Origin of the sequence: Pseudarthrobacter oxydans, from assembly GCF_013314975.1 — a bacterium.
GTDB classification, from domain to species: Bacteria; Actinomycetota; Actinomycetes; order Actinomycetales; family Micrococcaceae; genus Arthrobacter; species Arthrobacter oxydans.
The window spans coordinates 62,816-79,135 of sequence record NZ_JABTYH010000023.1 but is presented as its reverse complement, the minus strand read 5'-3'; the positions used below and the strand labels follow the sequence as shown (position 1 = coordinate 79,135).

General features: G+C 65.5%; 14 protein-coding genes and 1 tRNA gene. 10 read left to right on the top strand and 5 right to left on the bottom strand.

The features are described 5' to 3' along the window. Window positions 1–426: 426 nt before the first annotated feature. Together HTS88_RS14955 and HTS88_RS14950 are read left to right on the top strand one after the other, a co-directional pair. Window positions 427–918 carry an SRPBCC family protein gene (locus HTS88_RS14955; protein ID WP_174179683.1) on the top strand — a complete coding sequence of 164 codons (492 nt, stop codon included), beginning with the start codon at window positions 427–429 and terminating at the stop codon, window positions 916–918. 95 nt (window positions 919–1,013) lie between these two features. Further along, entirely contained in the window at window positions 1,014–2,396 is a 1,383-nt protein-coding gene (locus HTS88_RS14950) for an FAD-binding oxidoreductase (protein WP_174179681.1), read from the top strand. 2 nt (window positions 2,397–2,398) lie between these two features. Here the strand turns inward: HTS88_RS14950 and HTS88_RS14945 are convergent, their stop codons facing one another. From HTS88_RS14945 to HTS88_RS14930, 4 genes are all read right to left on the bottom strand, one after another. After that, window positions 2,399–3,817, bottom strand: coding sequence for a DUF4032 domain-containing protein (locus HTS88_RS14945; protein WP_174179679.1), 1,419 nt, complete (start codon window positions 3,815–3,817; stop codon window positions 2,399–2,401). A 181-nt stretch (window positions 3,818–3,998) separates the two neighbouring features. Further along, window positions 3,999–5,081 (bottom strand): ABC transporter ATP-binding protein, encoded by a 1,083-nt coding sequence (locus HTS88_RS14940; protein WP_174179677.1) that lies wholly within the window; start codon window positions 5,079–5,081, stop codon window positions 3,999–4,001. A 230-nt stretch (window positions 5,082–5,311) separates the two neighbouring features. Then, complete coding sequence (gene otsB / locus HTS88_RS14935) at window positions 5,312–6,148, bottom strand: trehalose-phosphatase (protein ID WP_174179675.1); 837 nt, start codon at window positions 6,146–6,148, stop codon at window positions 5,312–5,314. Next, entirely contained in the window at window positions 6,138–7,640 is a 1,503-nt protein-coding gene (locus HTS88_RS14930) for an alpha,alpha-trehalose-phosphate synthase (UDP-forming) (RefSeq protein ID WP_174179673.1), read from the bottom strand. The genes otsB and HTS88_RS14930 overlap by 11 nt, the downstream gene beginning before the upstream one ends. A 181-nt stretch (window positions 7,641–7,821) precedes the next feature. Between HTS88_RS14930 and HTS88_RS14925 the strand changes: the two genes are divergently transcribed. The 8 genes from HTS88_RS14925 to HTS88_RS14890 all read left to right on the top strand — a co-directional run bounded on the left by HTS88_RS14925 (window position 7,822) and on the right by HTS88_RS14890 (window position 14,648). Beyond that, window positions 7,822–8,694 carry a DsbA family protein gene (locus tag HTS88_RS14925; RefSeq protein ID WP_174179671.1) on the top strand — a complete coding sequence of 291 codons (873 nt, stop codon included), beginning with the start codon at window positions 7,822–7,824 and terminating at the stop codon, window positions 8,692–8,694. Between the two features lie 162 nt (window positions 8,695–8,856). Beyond that, window positions 8,857–8,933 (top strand) — tRNA-Thr (locus tag HTS88_RS14920). A gap of 103 nt (window positions 8,934–9,036) precedes the next feature. Next, on the top strand, window positions 9,037–9,462 hold the full coding sequence (locus tag HTS88_RS14915) for a ChaB family protein (protein ID WP_174179670.1): 426 nt from the start codon (window positions 9,037–9,039) through the stop codon (window positions 9,460–9,462). Window positions 9,463–9,561: 99 nt separating this feature from the next. Beyond that, entirely contained in the window at window positions 9,562–11,733 is a 2,172-nt protein-coding gene (locus tag HTS88_RS14910) for an elongation factor G-like protein EF-G2 (RefSeq protein ID WP_174179668.1), read from the top strand. Between the two features lie 12 nt (window positions 11,734–11,745). Next, complete coding sequence (locus HTS88_RS14905) at window positions 11,746–13,002, top strand: MFS transporter (protein WP_174179666.1); 1,257 nt, start codon at window positions 11,746–11,748, stop codon at window positions 13,000–13,002. Window positions 13,003–13,207: 205 nt separating this feature from the next. Further along, window positions 13,208–13,411, top strand: coding sequence for a hypothetical protein (locus tag HTS88_RS14900; protein WP_174179664.1), 204 nt, complete (start codon window positions 13,208–13,210; stop codon window positions 13,409–13,411). A gap of 92 nt (window positions 13,412–13,503) precedes the next feature. Continuing rightward, entirely contained in the window at window positions 13,504–13,806 is a 303-nt protein-coding gene (locus HTS88_RS14895) for a DUF4193 domain-containing protein (protein WP_104189665.1), read from the top strand. 293 nt (window positions 13,807–14,099) lie between these two features. Next, window positions 14,100–14,648 (top strand): AMIN-like domain-containing (lipo)protein, encoded by a 549-nt coding sequence (locus tag HTS88_RS14890; RefSeq protein ID WP_174179662.1) that lies wholly within the window; start codon window positions 14,100–14,102, stop codon window positions 14,646–14,648. Window positions 14,649–14,728: 80 nt separating this feature from the next. Here HTS88_RS14890 and HTS88_RS14885 read toward each other — a convergent pair whose 3' ends face one another. Beyond that, complete coding sequence (locus HTS88_RS14885) at window positions 14,729–16,285, bottom strand: APC family permease (RefSeq protein WP_174179660.1); 1,557 nt, start codon at window positions 16,283–16,285, stop codon at window positions 14,729–14,731. Window positions 16,286–16,320 lie beyond the last annotated feature (35 nt).

Genomic DNA, 16,320 nt, shown 5'->3' with positions numbered 1-16,320 from the left:
CGAAACCCTCTTCCACTTAATGCAGCCCATCCAGTGATCCTCGTCCACATAATGCGCGCCCCCGGCGGACCCCTCTTCCACTTAATGCAGTCCATACAGCAACGCTCTTCCACTTAATGCCGGCCCCCGGCGAACCCTCCACCACCCACCGCAGAACAACCGACAAACACCCCCTTCACACCCCCATCGAGTGAGAGAGCGTCCCGGGACACCCCGCATCGAGTGAGAGAGCGTCCGGGGACACCCCGCATCGAGTGAGAGAGCATCCCGGGAAACCCCACATCAGGTGAGAAAGCATCCCGGGAAACCCCACATCAAGTGAGAGAGCGTCCCGGGAAACCCCGCATCGAGTGAGAGAGCGTCCCGGGAAACCCCCCATCAGGTGAGAGAGCATCCCAAGGGGGAGGGGCGGTAAAGTTGGGCAGCATGGACAGCCTCTTCAGCCACAAGCACGAACCGTCCGGAGGTGACGGCCACGCTGCTTTCGAGATCCTGGAACCCGTGGTTCACACGGTGGTAGTACCGGGAAGCGTCGCGCATGCCTTCGCTGGCTTCACCGACCATACCCACCTCTGGTGGCCGCTGGAATCCTACGGCGTCTATGGGGCCGGCTCCTACGTGGAGTTCGAGGAGAACCTCATCCTTGAGACGGCGGACGACGGCCGGACCAGCATCTGGGGAACCTTGGATGATTGGCAGCCTCCGTTGTCATTCCACGCGACCTGGCATCCCGGTACTACGGCGCTGTGGTCCACCGAGCTTCTGGTCGCCTTCCGTGCAGTCCCCGAGGGAACCGAGGTGCGGGTCTTCCATGACGGCTGGGAGGGTTCCGGAGATCCGCCCGCCACGCGAGCCAAGTACGCCGGTGCCTGGCCCGGGATCCTTGCCAAATACGCCCGCTTCATGGGCGCGGCCTGAGCCTACACTCACCCTGCGCCGCGCGCCAGCCCAGGCAGCCGCCACCCGGCCGCGCCTGGTTTCCCCCCTAGACTGGGGATAATCTGCGACGACGTATGGAGGCCAGGTTGGGTAGCGTAGTTGACGAGTTGGAGAGGATCCTGGCACCCGGGCAGGTGGACGCGGGGGAGGTTGCCCTCCGCCGCTATGCCGTGGACCAGGCACCTGTGATCGACTTCCAGCTGCCGCTCGCTGTTGTTTTCCCGGAATCCGTGGCGGATGTCCAGGCTGTCGTACGCGCCTGTGCCGGCACCGGCGTCGCCATCGTGGCACGGGGCGCGGGCACTGGTGTGTCCGGCGGGGCCCACGCCACGAAGAACTGCATCGTCCTGTCCCTGGAGCGCATGGACCGCATCCTCGCGCTCAACCCCGATGACGAAACGGCCGTCGTGGAGCCGGGTGTCGTCAATGCCGTCCTCAACGACGCAGCCGCGGCTCATGGACTCATGTACGCGCCCGATCCCGCCAGCTTCCGCACGTCAACCATCGGCGGGAACGTGGCCACAAACGCCGGCGGGCTGCGCTGCGCCAAATACGGGGTCACCCGTGACTCAGTCCTCGCAGTGGACGTTGTGCTCGCGGACGGCTCACTCATCCATACCGGCCACCAAACGTTCAAAGGCGTAGCGGGCTACGATCTCACAGCACTATTTGTGGGCTCCGAAGGGACGCTCGGCATCGTGGTCGGTGTTACCGTCCGCTTGAAGTACTTGCCCCGCGACGTGCACACCGTCGCAGCGTTCTACCCTGACTTCCGGCAGGCCGCCGCAGGCGTCCTGGCAGTTGGAAGGGCCCGGGTCCAGCCAGCCATCATGGAACTGCTTGACGGCGGCACGCTGGCCCAGCTCGATGACATCCACGGATCCGACCTCACAGCCCGGGGCCGTTCCCTGCTCCTGATCCAGACCGACGGGTTTGGCGCGGCTGCAGAGGCGCAGGTGGTCCGCGACGTGCTGCTGGCCGGCGGTGCAGCCGTCAGCACTGAAGCCAGCGAGGAGGCTGAACGGCTGGTGGAGCTCAGGCGCCACAGCCGCGGAGTGGAGGTCGACGACGAATACCGCGTGGGGGAGGACGTCGCCGTTCCCCGTTCCCGGCTGGTCGACTACGTTGCAGCCCTGGATGCCATGGCGTCGGACCACGGAGTGCACCTCAAAGTCGTGGCCCACGCGGGAGACGGCAACCTGCACCCCACCTTCTGGATCGACCGTACGGGCGGCAGTGTGGACGCCGTCGCCCTGGAACGCCTCCATCGGGTCCTGGACGAGTCCATCACCGCCGCGCTGGCCATGGGCGGCACTATCACCGGCGAACATGGGGTGGGGCAGTACAAGCTGCGCTGGCTGGGCCAGGAGCAGCCGGAACCGGTCCGCGAGATCCAGCGGAGGATCAAGGAACTGTTCGATCCTGAGGGTATCCTCAACCCGGGAAAGGCGATCTGACCCTAGTCGTCCGAGTCCGGGTATTCGTCGATCGACTCATCGTCCCCGTAGCGGGACTCTTCCGTTTCCACTTCGAGGATCTTCAACATGCCCGTGTCCGGGTTCAGCATGATCGCGGCTTCATCCCGGCGGTGGCGCAGGATGGAGTCGATGTAGGACTGGACGGCCTCCGCCAGCGGAATGTGCCGCTCCTGCTTCTCCGACATGTACCAGCGGTGCTCCAGAACCTCATGCACCACTTCTGCCGGTTCCAGCTTGCCGGAAAGGTCCCGTGGAATGGACCTGACGATCGGCTCGAAGATCTGGCTCACCCAGAGGTGGGCGCTGTATTCCTCATCCATGTTCGGGTTGTTGTCGGCCCGGAAGGAGTCCATGTCGTTCAGCAGCCGGCGCGCCTGGTTCTCCTGCGCGTCGATGCCCGTGAGGCGCAGCAGCCGGCGCTGGTGGTGCCCGGCGTCCACCACCTTGGGCTGCAGCTGGATGGTGGACCCGTTCTGGGTGGTCTTGATGGCGTATTCCTCGACGTCAAAGCCGAGTTCGTTAAGCCGCCGGATCCTTGCACTCACGCGCCAGCGCTCACCGAGTTCGAAGGACTCCTTCTCTGTGAGTTCCGCCCAGAGCCGGCGGTAGCTGTCCATGATCAGCTCGCTGGTGGCCACAGGGTCCACCTTTTCCTCGATCAGCCCGCCATCGAGCAGGTCCATCAGTTCACCGGCAATGTTCACGCGTGCGATCTCAAGGTCGTATTCGCGCTGGCCCGTGGACAGGTCCGGATAGAGCTCGCCGGTCTCCGCGTCCACCAGGTATGCGGCGAACGCGCCGGCGTCGCGCCGGAAAAGGGTATTGGAGAGCGACACGTCGCCCCAGTAGAAGCCGATGAGGTGAAGACGCACCAGGAGCAGGGCCTGGGCGTCGATGAGGCGCGTCAGGGTGTCCTTGCGGAGCATCTGGGAGAAGAGGGCACGGTACGGCATGGAAAACTTCAGGTGCCTGGTGACGAGCACCGGGTTCAGCGGGCGTCCGTCCAGGGTGGTGCGGCCGGTGATGACGGCGACGGGCTCCACGCAGGGGACGTCAAGGCGGGCCAGCTTCCGGAGCATGTGGTACTCGTGGCGGGCCACGTGCTCGGAGGTTTCCTTGATGGCGATCACGGAGCCGCCAAGGTGGGCGAAGCGCACGATGTGGCGGGAGATGCCCCGGGGGAGGGCCGCCAGGTTTTCCGCCGGCCAGTCCTCCAGGGCGATGTGCCAGGGAAGGTCCAGCAGTTCGGGATCGGCCGCAGCCGCCGTGATGTTCAGGGAGCTGGAAACCGAGGCCGCCTTGCCGTCATCGGCGCTGGCGGCAACAAACCGCGGCAGTTTGCCGATCTGCGCGTAGTCGGTGGGTTCGTCGTGCCACTGGGCGCTGTATTCCTCGGTCATGGGGTCAATTCTTCCGTACAGAGGGGCGGCCAGCTAATTCTTTTGTCCGCCCGGTTAAAGGCCGACGGCGGCCCGCACCGTTTCGAAGGGTGCGGGCCGCCGTGGGTTGGTTTGATGCCGGCAGGTGGGCCCACGCCGGCAGGGTTCCCTAACCGAAGCGAGGTTAGGGAACCAGTGGGGACTAGTCGCCCAGGCGCAGGCCGGTCTTGGTGTCGAACAGGTGCACGTGGCCCGACTGCGGCCGGACGTAGATGACCTCGCCTTTCATCGGGGGGCGGCGGCCGTCGACGCGTGCCACGATGTCGTGGTCCTTGCCGTCAAGGGTGGTGTGGCCGTAGACGTAGGCGTCGGCACCGAGCTCTTCGACGACGTCGACCTCGACCTTAAGGCCTTCGCCCTGCGGAGCGGTTTCGAGGTCTTCCGGACGGCTTCCGAGGGTGACCGTGGAGCCGTGTGCTTCTTCCAGGACGTTGCGCGGCACGGGGTACACCGTTCCGCCGAACTGGACGCCGCCGTCGACGACGGGAAGTTCGAGCAGGTTCATGGCGGGCGAGCCGATGAAGCCGGCAACGAAGACGTTCTTGGGCTTGTCGTACAGGTTGCGCGGGGTGTCAACCTGCATCAGCAGGCCGTCCTTCAGCACAGCAACGCGGTCACCCATGGTCATGGCCTCGACCTGGTCGTGGGTCACGTAGACGGTGGTGACGCCCAGGCGGCGGGTCAGCGAGGCGATCTGAGTACGGGTCTGGACGCGGAGCTTGGCGTCCAGGTTGGAGAGCGGCTCATCCATGAGGAAGACCTGCGGGTTACGCACGATGGCGCGGCCCATGGCGACACGCTGGCGCTGGCCGCCGGAGAGTGCCTTCGGCTTGCGGTCCAGGTACTGCTCAAGGTCAAGAAGCTTGGCTGCTTCGCGGACGCGCTCGGCGCGCTCTTCCTTGGAGACGCCTGCGATCTTCAGGGCGAAGCCCATGTTGTCGGCCACAGTCATGTGCGGGTACAGCGCGTAGTTCTGGAAAACCATCGCGATGTCGCGGTCCTTCGGCGGAACGTCGGTGACGTCGCGGTCGCCAATGAGGATTCGGCCGGCGTTGACGTCCTCGAGGCCTGCCAGCATGCGCAGGGAGGTGGACTTGCCGCAACCGGAGGGTCCAACGAGGACCAGGAATTCGCCATCGGCGATGTCGATGTTGAGCTTATCGACGGCGGGCTTATCTGTGCCCGGGTACAGACGCGTAGCGTTATCAAAAGTAACTGTAGCCACAGTTATCAATCCCTTCACCGGCAGGTACGTGCCGGACGATCCGTTGTGAATGGTTCATGTTTGTTCAGTTGTGTGTTGCTGGCGCAATTCCGCCGAGGCGGAGGAGCGCTGAGTGACGCCGCACGGTTCTTGTGCGCCACATCACAAGCAAGAGTATGTCAGATGTTCTCGCAATGGTGGCAAATGTTACGGGCGTCACACGTGAGCTTGCACAACCTCCGTGCGCTTCCTCACTCTGCGGCTGTTCCCGGATCTTCCTCAGCAACGGCGATGCTTCGCTCCTGAAGCAGGACCTCCAGCAGTTCCGCCACATGGACCGGCGCCTCCACCCGGTACTGGGCCTGGGTGAAATCGAGGCCCACTTTGACGCCGACGTCCCCTGGTTTGAGCCGCGCCAGCGCATCCTCGTCCGTGGTGTCGTCGCCGGCAAACAGGACCCCGGTGGCGCCGGTGATCTGCCGCAGGAAGGTGACTCCCTCGCCCTTGGAGGCGTTGACGACAGAGGTCTCAAGCACCCGCTTGCCGTCCTTGAGGAACACCCCTTTCCTGTCCTGCAGCACGGAACGCGCAGCTGCCACGGCATCGTCGGCGACGTCATCGGAGGCGAGGCGGGTGTGCAGCACCACCCCGGCAGGCTTGTCCTCGAGCATCGTGCCCGGTGCTTCCCTGACGATGTCCTCCAAGACAGCGCGCACCTCCGCGAGGAGCGCTTTTTGCCCGGGATCAAGCGTCAGCCCGGCGGACCCCGGGCCCAGCCACGCCTCTGCTCCGTGGCTGCCGATCAGGAGGGTATTCACCGGAGGGGACGCGACCGCCCGCAGGCTGGCGAGGGCACGCCCGGAGATGAGGGCCGTCGTCGTTCGTGGAAGGACAGCCAGCCCGGCGAAAGCCGCTGCGGAGCGCGGCAGGGGCCGGGCGTCGTCCGCATGGCCGACGATAGGCGCCATGGTTCCGTCGAAGTCCATGGCCACCAGCAGGTGCTCCGTTCCGGCGATCTGCCGGATGGCCTCCCGAAGTTCAGGAGTCAGCGCCAGCTTGTCCTTCGCGTGGCGGGCATCAGGAGTCATCACGGACCACCTTTTCGTTGAGCGCGTGCAGGAAGTCGGCAGACCAGTGGTCCACATCGTGCTCGAGAATCTGCTTGCGCATCGCCCGCATCCTGCGGCCGGCCTCCCTGGGCTGCATCTCCACGGCGCGCATGATGGCGCTCTTGAGCCCGTCGATGTCGTGGGGATTCATCAGCAGGGCCTGCTTGAGCTGGTCGGCTGCGCCGGCGAACTCACTCAGGACCAGGGCGCCGTCGTTGTTGGTGCGTGCGGTGACGTATTCCTTGGCGACGAGGTTCATGCCGTCCCGGAGGGCTGTCACCAGCATGACGTCGGCGGCGAGGTACAGCGCCACCATCTCCTCAACGGGGTAGCTGTGGTGCAGGTAGCGCACGGCAGTGTTCTCGATGGTGTCGTAGGTGCCGTTGATGTGGCCCACGGTGCCCTCCACCTCCTCGCGCAGGAGCCGGTACTGCTCAACGCGCTCGCGGCTGGGGCTGGCCACCTGGATAAGGGTGGCGTCGCCGACAGAAAGCTTGCCGTCCGCCAGGAGCTCCTCGAAGGCCTTGAGGCGGTGCCGGATGCCCTTGGTGTAGTCCAGCCGGTCCACGCCAAGCAGGATGGTCTTGGGGTTGCCAAGGTCCTGGCGGATTTGGCGGGCCCGCTCAACGATTTCCGGTGTGGCGGCGAGCTCGCTGATATGCCGGACATCGATGGAGATGGGGAAGGCCTGGGCCCGGGCGATGTGGGTGATCTGCCCGTCAGGACCCTTGACGTGCACCTGCTGCTGCTTGACGCTGGCGCCCAGGAAGCGGCGTGCGGACCGCATGAAGTTGCCGGCATCGCTGGTCCGCTGGAAGCCCACCAGGTCTGCGCCGAGGAGCCCGTCGATGATTGCCTGGCGCCATGGCAGCTGGGCAAAAATCTCCGGCGGAGGAAAGGGAATGTGGTTGAAGAATCCGATGCGGAGGTCGGGCCGCGCTTCGCGCAGCATGCGCGGCACCAGCTGGAGCTGGTAGTCCTGCACCCACACCGTGGCGCCCTCGTCGGCATGGCGGACGACGGCGTCGGCGAACCTTCGGTTGACCTTTCGGTAGGAGTCCCACCAGGTCCGGTGGAACTCAGGCGGTGCGATGACGTCATGGTAGAGCGGCCAGAGGGTGGCGTTGGAGAACCCCTCGTAGTACAGCTCCACGTCGTCGGTGCTGAGCTGGACCGGGACGAGGTCCATGCCGCCGTGGCTGAAGGGTTTGACCGTCTCGTCCGGCGCGCCATGCCACCCCACCCACGCGCCGTCTGTCTTGGTCATCATGGGCGCCAGTGCTGTTACGAGACCGCCGGGGGAGCGACGCCAGCCGGAGCCGTCGTCCCCGCTCTCACCGGGGGCACAGCGGTCCACTGGCAGCCTGTTGGACACCACCATGAAGTCGTACTTTGTTTCGCCGCCGTGGCCTGCTCCGGCGGCGCCGGACGTCGCCGGGGCGGTGTGTTTTTCCTGGACGGGTGTTTGCATTGCGGCCCCCTGGGGTTTGCTTGTGCCTCTCTGCCCACCCTAACGGGACGGAATCTTCCGTGCTATTCGGCCTTTCGTCAACCCCGCCAATACTTGAAGGAGCAAGCTCCCAGCTTTCTCCCCTAAAATGTATGGAGTTGCCACGAAGTGGTCCCCCCACGTCAACCGACCCAAGGAACACATGAGCCCTGCAAACGAAGTCCGTAAGTCCAAGGCTGAGCGAACCGCGGAGGCGCGGGAAAAGGCGCGCCTGATCCGTGAAGCGCAGCTGAAAAAGGACAAGCGCAACAAGATGCTCATCGGCTGGGGCATCGTGGCGGCCGTCGTGGCCATCCTGGCTGTTGTCGCCTTGGTGGTGACCACCAGCATCAGGCAGAACACCCCCATCGCCGACCAGGGCCCCGTGCCCGCCAACGCAAACGTCAACGGCGGCGTGACCCTCCTGGCCAACACCGACGTCAAGCAGACGGACCCTGCCACCGTCGACGTGACCACGCTGACCAAGCCCGAGACCCCGCCCAGCCCCGTGGTGGCGCCGGGGGCAGAAGCCGAAGAAGGGCAGCCCGTCAAGGTCATTGCCTACATCGACTTCATCTGCCCGGTCTGCCTGCGCTTCGAAGAGACTTACAACGAGGCCCTGACGAGCCTTCGCAATGAAGGCAAAATCACTATGGAGTACCGGCCCCTGGGCTTCCTGGACCGCCAGTCCAGCACCAACTACTCATCCCGGTCCGCCAACGCGGCTGCATGCGTTGCCGACACGGCCCCCGACAAGTACGGGGAATACGTCAATGTCCTCTTCGAGAACCAGCCCGCCGAAGGCGGTGCGGGCCTGTCCGATGACAAGCTGAAGTCCCTTGCCAGCGACATCGGTGCGGACATCAACAGCTGCGTGGATGACAAGACCTTCCGCCCCTACGTCAAGTACTCCACGGAGCTGGCAGCAAATACCGGGATCACCGGTACCCCCACGGTCTTCATCGACGGCAAGCAGTGGGACGGCGCCACCGACCTGAACGCCGAGATCCAGGCGGCAATCGACGCCAAGGCCTAAAGCCGTCACGCACCCGTACACCCAGCGGCCCGTTCCCGGATTCTTCCGGGAGCGGGCCGCCGGCGTTAGCCCTGAATCCTGTGGAGCCGCCGGCGTTTTTACCACCGGCACCAGTTGGGCTAACCTTATCTAGCGCCGTTCAGGCGCCCGCCCTCAGGGCACGCCTCCTTAGCTCAGTTGGCCAGAGCACCGCTCTTGTAAAGCGGGGGTCGTCGGTTCGAATCCGACAGGGGGCTCCACCGCCAGACATTCCGTCCAGGCCGTCCGCCTCCCCGTGCACCCTGGCAGTTAAGCTGGTGTCATCCGCATGATCAGCCTGCTGATGAAAGGAGTGTGGGTGCCATGCCCAAGACCGGCAAGAACGACCACGCCCGCAAGGAAGAGCTTCCCTCCACCCTGCAACGCTCTGAGCAAAAGGCCCAGGACACGTTCGCCAAGACCTACGATTCAGCCCTGGAAAGCTATGACAATGACGAGGGCCGGGCTGCGCGGGCGGCCTACGCCTCCGTCAAGCACAGCTACGAGAAGGTGGGAGACCACTGGGAGCCGAAGGAAAAGCGCGGCCCCTCGGACAAGCGGGCCGAGGAGGGTGGGACGTCATCCGAACCCACCGCGGGAGGAGTGGACGCGAACGCCTCCAAGGAGCACCTCTACAAGCTTGCCCAGGAGCTGGACATCGATGGCCGTTCCACCATGGATAAGGATGAGCTGGTCAAGGCCATCCAGAAGGCCAATGATGCCGCCACCCGGAAGGCGCGCGGCAGCTAATACCAGGCCCTGCGGCTCTTGCCGATCCACCCTCCAGGGTGTCGAATCAGAGGACACGTTTCAGTCCGGTCGGATGGCAAAGACGCCAGGAGGTTTCCCATGTCGGTCAAGGGCACCAAGGACCCAGCCAGGACGGCAGCTGGCCGCAACGGAGCCGAGTCGCGCCGTGCGGACGCCTCTGCCGGCCTTGCCGCGGAGGATCCGGCAAGGATCCGGAATGTGGCGCTGGTAGGCCATTCGGGCGCCGGAAAAACCATGCTCATAGAAGCACTGCTCGCTGCCCAGGGAATGATCACGCGCAAAGGATCCATCCCGGACGGGACAACGGTCAGCGATTCCGACCCCGCTGCCGTACACCAGCAACGCTCCGTTACCCTGTCCCTGGTGCCGCTGCTGATCGACGGCATCAAAGTGAACCTCCTGGATACCCCCGGCTACCCCGATTTCATCGGCGAACTCCGGGCGGGCCTGCGCGCGGCGGACGCCGCGCTGTTCGTGGTGTCCGCCGTCGACGGCATCGACGCCACCACCACCGCACTGTGGGGTGAGTGCGAGCTCATGCAGCTGCCCCGCGCCGTCGCCATCACCCGGATGGACCACCCGCGGGCAGATTACGACGGCGTCCTGGCCGCCTGCCGGAAATCATTCGGCGAGGGCGTCCTGCCGCTCTACGTCCCGGTGCGGGCGGGCGGTGAGGTCACCGGACTGCTGGGACTGCTGTCCGGCACGGTTACGGACTATTCGTCCGGGGAGCCGGCCGCTGCCGTGCGGGCAGCGGATGCGGCGGAACTTGACGCGTCAGGTGCCGCCAGGGGCGAGCTCATTGAGGGGATCATCGCCGAGAGCGAGGATGAGACCCTGATGGACCGCTACCTCGAAGGCGAGGATATCGACACTGATGTCCTGATCGCCGACCTGGAAACCGCCGTCGAACGCGGAACTTTTTTCCCGGTCCTGTCCACGTCCGCCGTGAGCGGGCTGGGCACCGCGGAACTCCTGGAGGTGCTGGTCCGGGCCTTTCCGTCACCCCCGGACGGCAGCGTGCCCGGGGCGACCGACCTGGCGGGGTCACCCGCAGGGGCCCTGACGTGCGACCCCACCGGTCCGCTGGCGGCGGAGGTGGTCCGCACCTCCGTCGATCCGTTCCTGGGCCGGGTGTGCCTGGTCCGGGTTTTCTCCGGAACGCTCAGGGAGGATGCGCCGGTGCACGTCGGCGGCCACGGGCTGGCGGACCGCGGCCACCAGGACCACGACTCGGACGAACGCGTCACGCACCTCTACTCACCGCTGGGCGCCTCCCTGCGGCCCGTGCCATACTGCGTGGCCGGCGACATGTGCGCGGTGGCCAAACTGGGAAGCGCCGAAACGGGGGACACCATTTCCGGACGGGACCGGCCCCTGCTGCTGGCCACCTGGGAGATGCCCGAACCGCTGCTGCCGGTGGCGGTTGAACCCGATTCGCGCAGCGACGAGGACGCGCTGGCGCGCAGCCTGGGGAAGATCGCGGCCGGTGATCCCACCCTCCGCGTGGAGCGGAACTCCGAAACGCACCAGCTGGTCCTTTGGTGCATGGGCGAGGCCCACGTCGAGGTAGTCCTGGACCGGCTCCGCGACCAGGGCGTGAAACTGCACACGGTGGACGTGGTGACGCCGCTGCGGGAAACCTTTGCAGCACCCGCGGCCGGACACGGCCGGCACGTCAAGCAGTCCGGAGGCCACGGGCAGTACGCCGTCTGCGACATCGACGTGGAGCCGCTTCCCCGCGGCGGGGGTTTCGAATTCGTGGACAAAACGGTGGGCGGCGTGATTCCGGGAACCTTCATCCCGTCCGTGGAAAAGGGCGTCCGTGCGCAAATGGAGAAGGGCGTGAGCGCGGGCTTCCCCGTGGTTGACCTGCGGGTCACCCTGACGGGAGGCAAGGCGCACAGCGTGGATTCCTCGGACGCAGCATTCCAGGCGGCAGGGGCACTGGCGCTGCGGGAGGCCGCGGCCGCCGGGCGGATCCAGCTGCTTGAACCGGTGTCCGCAGTGACCATCACGGTGGCGGACGAGCACGTAGGGTCCGTGATGAGCGACCTGTCATCCCGTCGCGGCCGGCTCACCGGCACCACGTCCTCGGGCGAGGGCCTGACTGAAATCGGCGCCGAAGTCCCGGACCAGGAGCTCCTGCGGTACGCCGTGGACCTGCGGGCGCTTACCGCCGGAACGGGGCGCTTTCGCCGCCGTTACCTGCGGCACGACCCGGTACCTGCCAGCTTCAGCCCCTCGTAGCAGCGCCTTTCCATGAACGCGGCTGCCCGGAAGATCCAGCGCGTCTATCTGACGCTGACCCTGGGCAACACGCTCGCGGCCTCCTTCATCTGGGGAATCAACACCCTGTTCCTGCTGGATGCCGGGCTTACCAATCTTGAGGCCTTCGCCGCGAATGCCTTCTTCACCGTGGGCATGGTGCTTTTCGAGGTGCCCACCGGGGTGGTGGCGGACGGCTGGGGGAGGCGGACTTCGTTCCTGCTGGGGACCGTCACGCTGGCCGGGTCCACCTTCCTGTACTTCCTGCTGTGGCAGTTCTCGGCCCCGTTCTGGTGGTGGGCCGCCGTCTCGGTCCTGCTGGGACTGGGCTTTACCTTTTTTTCGGGGGCGGTGGAGGCCTGGCTGGTGGATGCCCTGCGCTTTTCGGGCTACGAGGGAGGCCTGGAGGTTGTGCTCGGGCGCGGACAGATGGTGTCCGGGGTCGCCATGCTCGCCGGTTCCGTGGCAGGCGGGGTGATCGCGCAGGCCACGAACCTGGGGGTTCCGTTCCTGGTGCGCGTGGGTGTGCTGGTGGCGATGTTCGCGGTGGCCTTCCTGCTCATGCACGACGTCGGCTTCACGCCTGAACGCTCCGCCCACCCCCTGCAGGCCACCCGGGCTGTCCTCAAAGCTTCCGTGGACGGCGGCCTGAAGCATCCGCCGGTGCGGTACATCATGCTGGCTGCGCCGTTTACCGAGGGCGTGGGCATCTACGTGTTCTATGCGCTGCAGCCCTACCTGCTGCAGCTGTTTGGAGACCCCCGGGCCTATGCCATCGCCGGCTTGGCGGCGGCACTGGTGGCAGGAGCGGACATCGTGGGCGGGTGGATGGCGCCGCGCATCCGGAAACTGGTCAAGCGGCGGACCAGCGTGCTGATCGCCACCAACATCGTCAGCGCAGTCATCCTGGTGGTGCTGATGTTCACCACCACTTTCTGGCTTGCCCTGGCCCTCTTGGCGCTGTGGGCCGTGGTGTCCTCTGCCGGCACTCCCGTGCGGCAGGCATACCTGAACGACATGATCGCATCGAAGCAGCGGGCAACAGTGCTGAGCTTCGATTCCCTGATGGGTTCGGCCGGGGGAGTCGTGGTGCAGCCTGCGCTGGGCAGGACTGCAGACCTCTACGGCTACCCGGCTTCCCTGGCCGTGGGCGGTGCGCTCCAGCTGATCGCCGCACCGTTCATCCTGCTCAGCCGCAGGCAGCGACCAAAGGCGGACACGGCATCGGAGGGGACGTCTCCAGCTCCCTAGCAGCGGCCCGGGCAACGGCGGACGTTCCGGTCAGTCAGGGTCCATCAGTTCGAGCAGCTTACTGGCCGCGTCCCTGATGTCATCGTGCCTGTGCTGGGCCGCCCTGCTTTCCTGCGTAGAAGCGCGGGAGGGAAACCGCCACGGATTAACGCCGGCGAGACCGCGATGAAACGCGCCCACAACAATCGCTGCGTAGCTTTCAGGCATGATCGCAAACATCTCCGACCGGTTCCGCGCGTGGCTCATCGACACGTTTACCTACGACTCCGGCCATCAGGCAGCCGATGCCATGGCTGATGCCACCCGGTGGGGATGGCTGCCCGCCCTGAGCGGGGTGGCGGTCGGGGGAGAACACGCCAGGCGGAGCCACAATGAATCCGTGGTCCAGGGCGGCGGAGTGTCCGGTTGAGCACACTATTGCGCCGGTAGCGGGATCATGCCCTAAACTTCTGCACTGAGGTGCCTGAAATGGCGCTGCGCAGCAACGAAAGTGAACACGCTATGGCTACCGATTACGATGCCCCACGCAAGCAGGAAGAAGAAACTCCGGCCGACTCGCTGGAGGCCCTTCAGGCGTCGCGTGGCGGCAACGCGCAGACCGCAGTCATTGACGTCGATGAGAACGACACCGCCGAAGGCATAGACCTGCCCGGCGCGGATCTTTCCAACGAGGAACTGACGGTCATTGTTGTTCCTGAACAGTCTGATGAATTCACCTGCTCTTCCTGCTTCCTGGTCCGCCACCGCTCCCAGGTTGCCCGCGAAAAGAACGGCATGAAGTACTGCCGCGACTGCGAAGGCTGACGCCTCCCGAGTTCCCTGCGCCGGCCACCTCCATAAGGTGGCCGGCGCTTATTCGTCTCCGGCCGCCGTCGTTATGCCGGTAACGGCAAGGTGCAGGTACCACGCAACAACAGGGCAGAAACAGCCCGCACGGGGCAAGGGAAAGGCCCATTTCGGCTCCGGATTTATGCGTGCGTGATCCGCGGCGCCGCAGCCTAACGGTTGCGCGGCGAAGCGGCCACAGGCCTCGATCTGCGCCGGAAACGCTCCTACCCTTGAGCTATCACATCGCTCAACACATGGGTGGCCCCACAATGAAAAAGTTCTCCACCTGGCTCGCCGCCATCCTCATGGCCGCCGGGCTGGGAATCGTGGCCCCGGGGCCTGCCTCGGCAACCACTTCCTATTGCGGGCTCGTCTGGGGGTCCCTGGCGAAAGCCGACCAGGACATGAGCACCGCCAACGTCACCAACGTCCGCACGGGGCAGCACTACTGCTTTGACAGGATGGTAGTGGACCTCAACGGCCCTGCCGCCGGCTACACCGTGCGCTACGTCCCCCAAATAGTGCAGGACGGATCCGGGTTCACCATCCCGGTCCGGGGGAACGGGCGCCTGCAGGTGACAGTCAACGCACCCGCCTATGACGAAAACTACAACTCCACCTACAACCCGGCTGACCCCGCGGAACTCTCCAACGTGGCCGGTTACCAGACCTTCCGCCAGATGGTCTGGGCCGGGAGCTACGAGGGCTACACCAGCATTGGCTTGGGCGTCCGTGCCCGCCTTCCGTTCCGGGTCTTCACCCTGGACGGGCCGGGTTCCGGATCCCGCCTGGTGGTGGACGTGGCGCACTACTGGTGATAGGCGTAAAGGTGCCGTTCCCCTGGTACGAGGGAACGGCACCTTTCCTGCGTTTGGACGGCTGGGCGAGCCCAGGGTGACTACTCCGGCACCACGAGCGCGGGGGTATCCCGCTTGAGGGTCTCGCCGCGGAAGAAGCCGGGACGCACCCTGGCCATGATGAGCATGACGGCGGCGCCTGAGGCCAGGATCCCGACGCCGAGGACGAACACCAGGCCCACTCCGAAGATTTCCGAGCCGCTGCCGAACTCCGGGGCCCAGCTGTCCACTGCCGTCTGCAGGAACACCACGAACAGGCCCACCCCGCCCAGCACCGGGCACATCAGCCGGAGTACGAAGTGCCGCAGGCTGTCGAAGACGCTGTGGCGGAAGTACCAGGTGCAGGCCAGTGCGGTCAGTCCGTAGTAGAAGCAGATCATCAGCCCGAGCGCCAGGATGGTGTCGTTGAGGACGTTCTCGCTGACCACATGCATCACCGCGTAGAAGCCCGCAGACATGATGCCGGCGGCAACGGTGGCGAAGCCCGGCGTCGCGAACTTCCTGCTGACGCGGCCGAACGGTGCGGGCAGGGCGCCGTAGAACCCCATGGCCAGCATGCTCCTGGAGGGTGACATGAACGTGGACTGCAGGGAAGCGGCCGAGCTGGACAGCACGGCAAGGGACATGAGGATGGCGAACGGACCCATGATGGGGGAGGCCAGGGCGGTAAAGATGTTCTCGTGGATCTCGGTATTGTTCAGGCCGTTGCCGGTATCCCCGACGCCGGCGAACATCATGGTGGCGATGCTCACCAGCAGGTAGATCGCCAGGACGATGAGGGCAGTGAGGGTGCCGGCCAGCCCGGAGGTCTTCCGGCCGTTGGACGTTTCCTCATTGACCGTCAGGCAGACGTCCCAGCCCCAATAGACAAAGATGGAGAGTGAGATGCCGGCGGCAATCTGCCCGAAGGTCTCGATCCTGGTGACGTCGAACCATTCCCAGCTGAACGGGATGGCGGTTTCGGACGAGGACCAGTTGGCAAAGGCCATGCCGACAAACAGCCCCAGGACCAGCAGTTGGAATCCCACCAGGCTGTACTGGACCAGCTTGGTGGTGTGCAAGCCGCGGTAGCTGACCCAGACGGCCAGGGCCACGAACACAAAGCAGGTCATCACGTTCAGGGCTTTGTTTGCCGCCAGCTCGGCGAGCTCCGGCGAGCCCGTCAGCTGGGAAAGGAAGAGGTAGAAGAAGTCGACGGCGACTCCCGCGAGGTTGGAGAGCACAATGATGTTGGCGGCCAGCAGGCCCCAGCCTCCCATCCAGCCCACCCACGGGCCGAAGGCCTTGGTGACCCAGGTGAAGGTGGTGCCGCTGTCCGGGGAATCGGCGTTGAGTTCCCGGAAGGCCAGGGAGACCAGGATCATGGGAATGAACCCGATCAGGAAGATGACAGGCAGCTGGAGTCCGGCTTCGTTGACCGTGGGGCCCAGGGCGCTGGTAAGGGTGTAGGCGGGGGCGATGGTTGAAATGCCCAGGACGACGACGGCGAGCAGGCCCAGCTGCCCGCCTTTCAGTCCTTTGGGGCTGATGCCGGACGTTCCCGGGGAGTGCGGCCCGGAACCGGCAGGGGATGTTCTGGTGCGGATGGTCTCGGTCATGGCACCACTTTCTGGAAGATGTTGAGACAACGGTC

Excerpts from the sequence above, each read along its gene's own strand:
- HTS88_RS14930 (WP_174179673.1), bottom strand. The coding sequence starts at position 7,640 with ATGCAAACACCCGTCCAGGAAAAACACACCGCCCCGGCGACGTCCGGC.
- HTS88_RS14910 (WP_174179668.1), top strand. The coding sequence starts at position 9,562 with ATGTCGGTCAAGGGCACCAAGGACCCAGCCAGGACGGCAGCTGGCCGC.
- HTS88_RS14950 (WP_174179681.1), top strand. The coding sequence starts at position 1,014 with ATGGAGGCCAGGTTGGGTAGCGTAGTTGACGAGTTGGAGAGGATCCTG.
- HTS88_RS14905 (WP_174179666.1), top strand. The coding sequence starts at position 11,746 with ATGAACGCGGCTGCCCGGAAGATCCAGCGCGTCTATCTGACGCTGACC.
- otsB (WP_174179675.1), bottom strand. The coding sequence starts at position 6,148 with ATGACTCCTGATGCCCGCCACGCGAAGGACAAGCTGGCGCTGACTCCT.
- HTS88_RS14915 (WP_174179670.1), top strand. The coding sequence starts at position 9,037 with ATGCCCAAGACCGGCAAGAACGACCACGCCCGCAAGGAAGAGCTTCCC.
- HTS88_RS14900 (WP_174179664.1), top strand. The coding sequence starts at position 13,208 with ATGATCGCAAACATCTCCGACCGGTTCCGCGCGTGGCTCATCGACACG.
- HTS88_RS14955 (WP_174179683.1), top strand. The coding sequence starts at position 427 with ATGGACAGCCTCTTCAGCCACAAGCACGAACCGTCCGGAGGTGACGGC.
- HTS88_RS14890 (WP_174179662.1), top strand. The coding sequence starts at position 14,100 with ATGAAAAAGTTCTCCACCTGGCTCGCCGCCATCCTCATGGCCGCCGGG.
- HTS88_RS14925 (WP_174179671.1), top strand. The coding sequence starts at position 7,822 with ATGAGCCCTGCAAACGAAGTCCGTAAGTCCAAGGCTGAGCGAACCGCG.
- HTS88_RS14945 (WP_174179679.1), bottom strand. The coding sequence starts at position 3,817 with ATGACCGAGGAATACAGCGCCCAGTGGCACGACGAACCCACCGACTAC.
- HTS88_RS14895 (WP_104189665.1), top strand. The coding sequence starts at position 13,504 with ATGGCTACCGATTACGATGCCCCACGCAAGCAGGAAGAAGAAACTCCG.
- HTS88_RS14885 (WP_174179660.1), bottom strand. The coding sequence starts at position 16,285 with ATGACCGAGACCATCCGCACCAGAACATCCCCTGCCGGTTCCGGGCCG.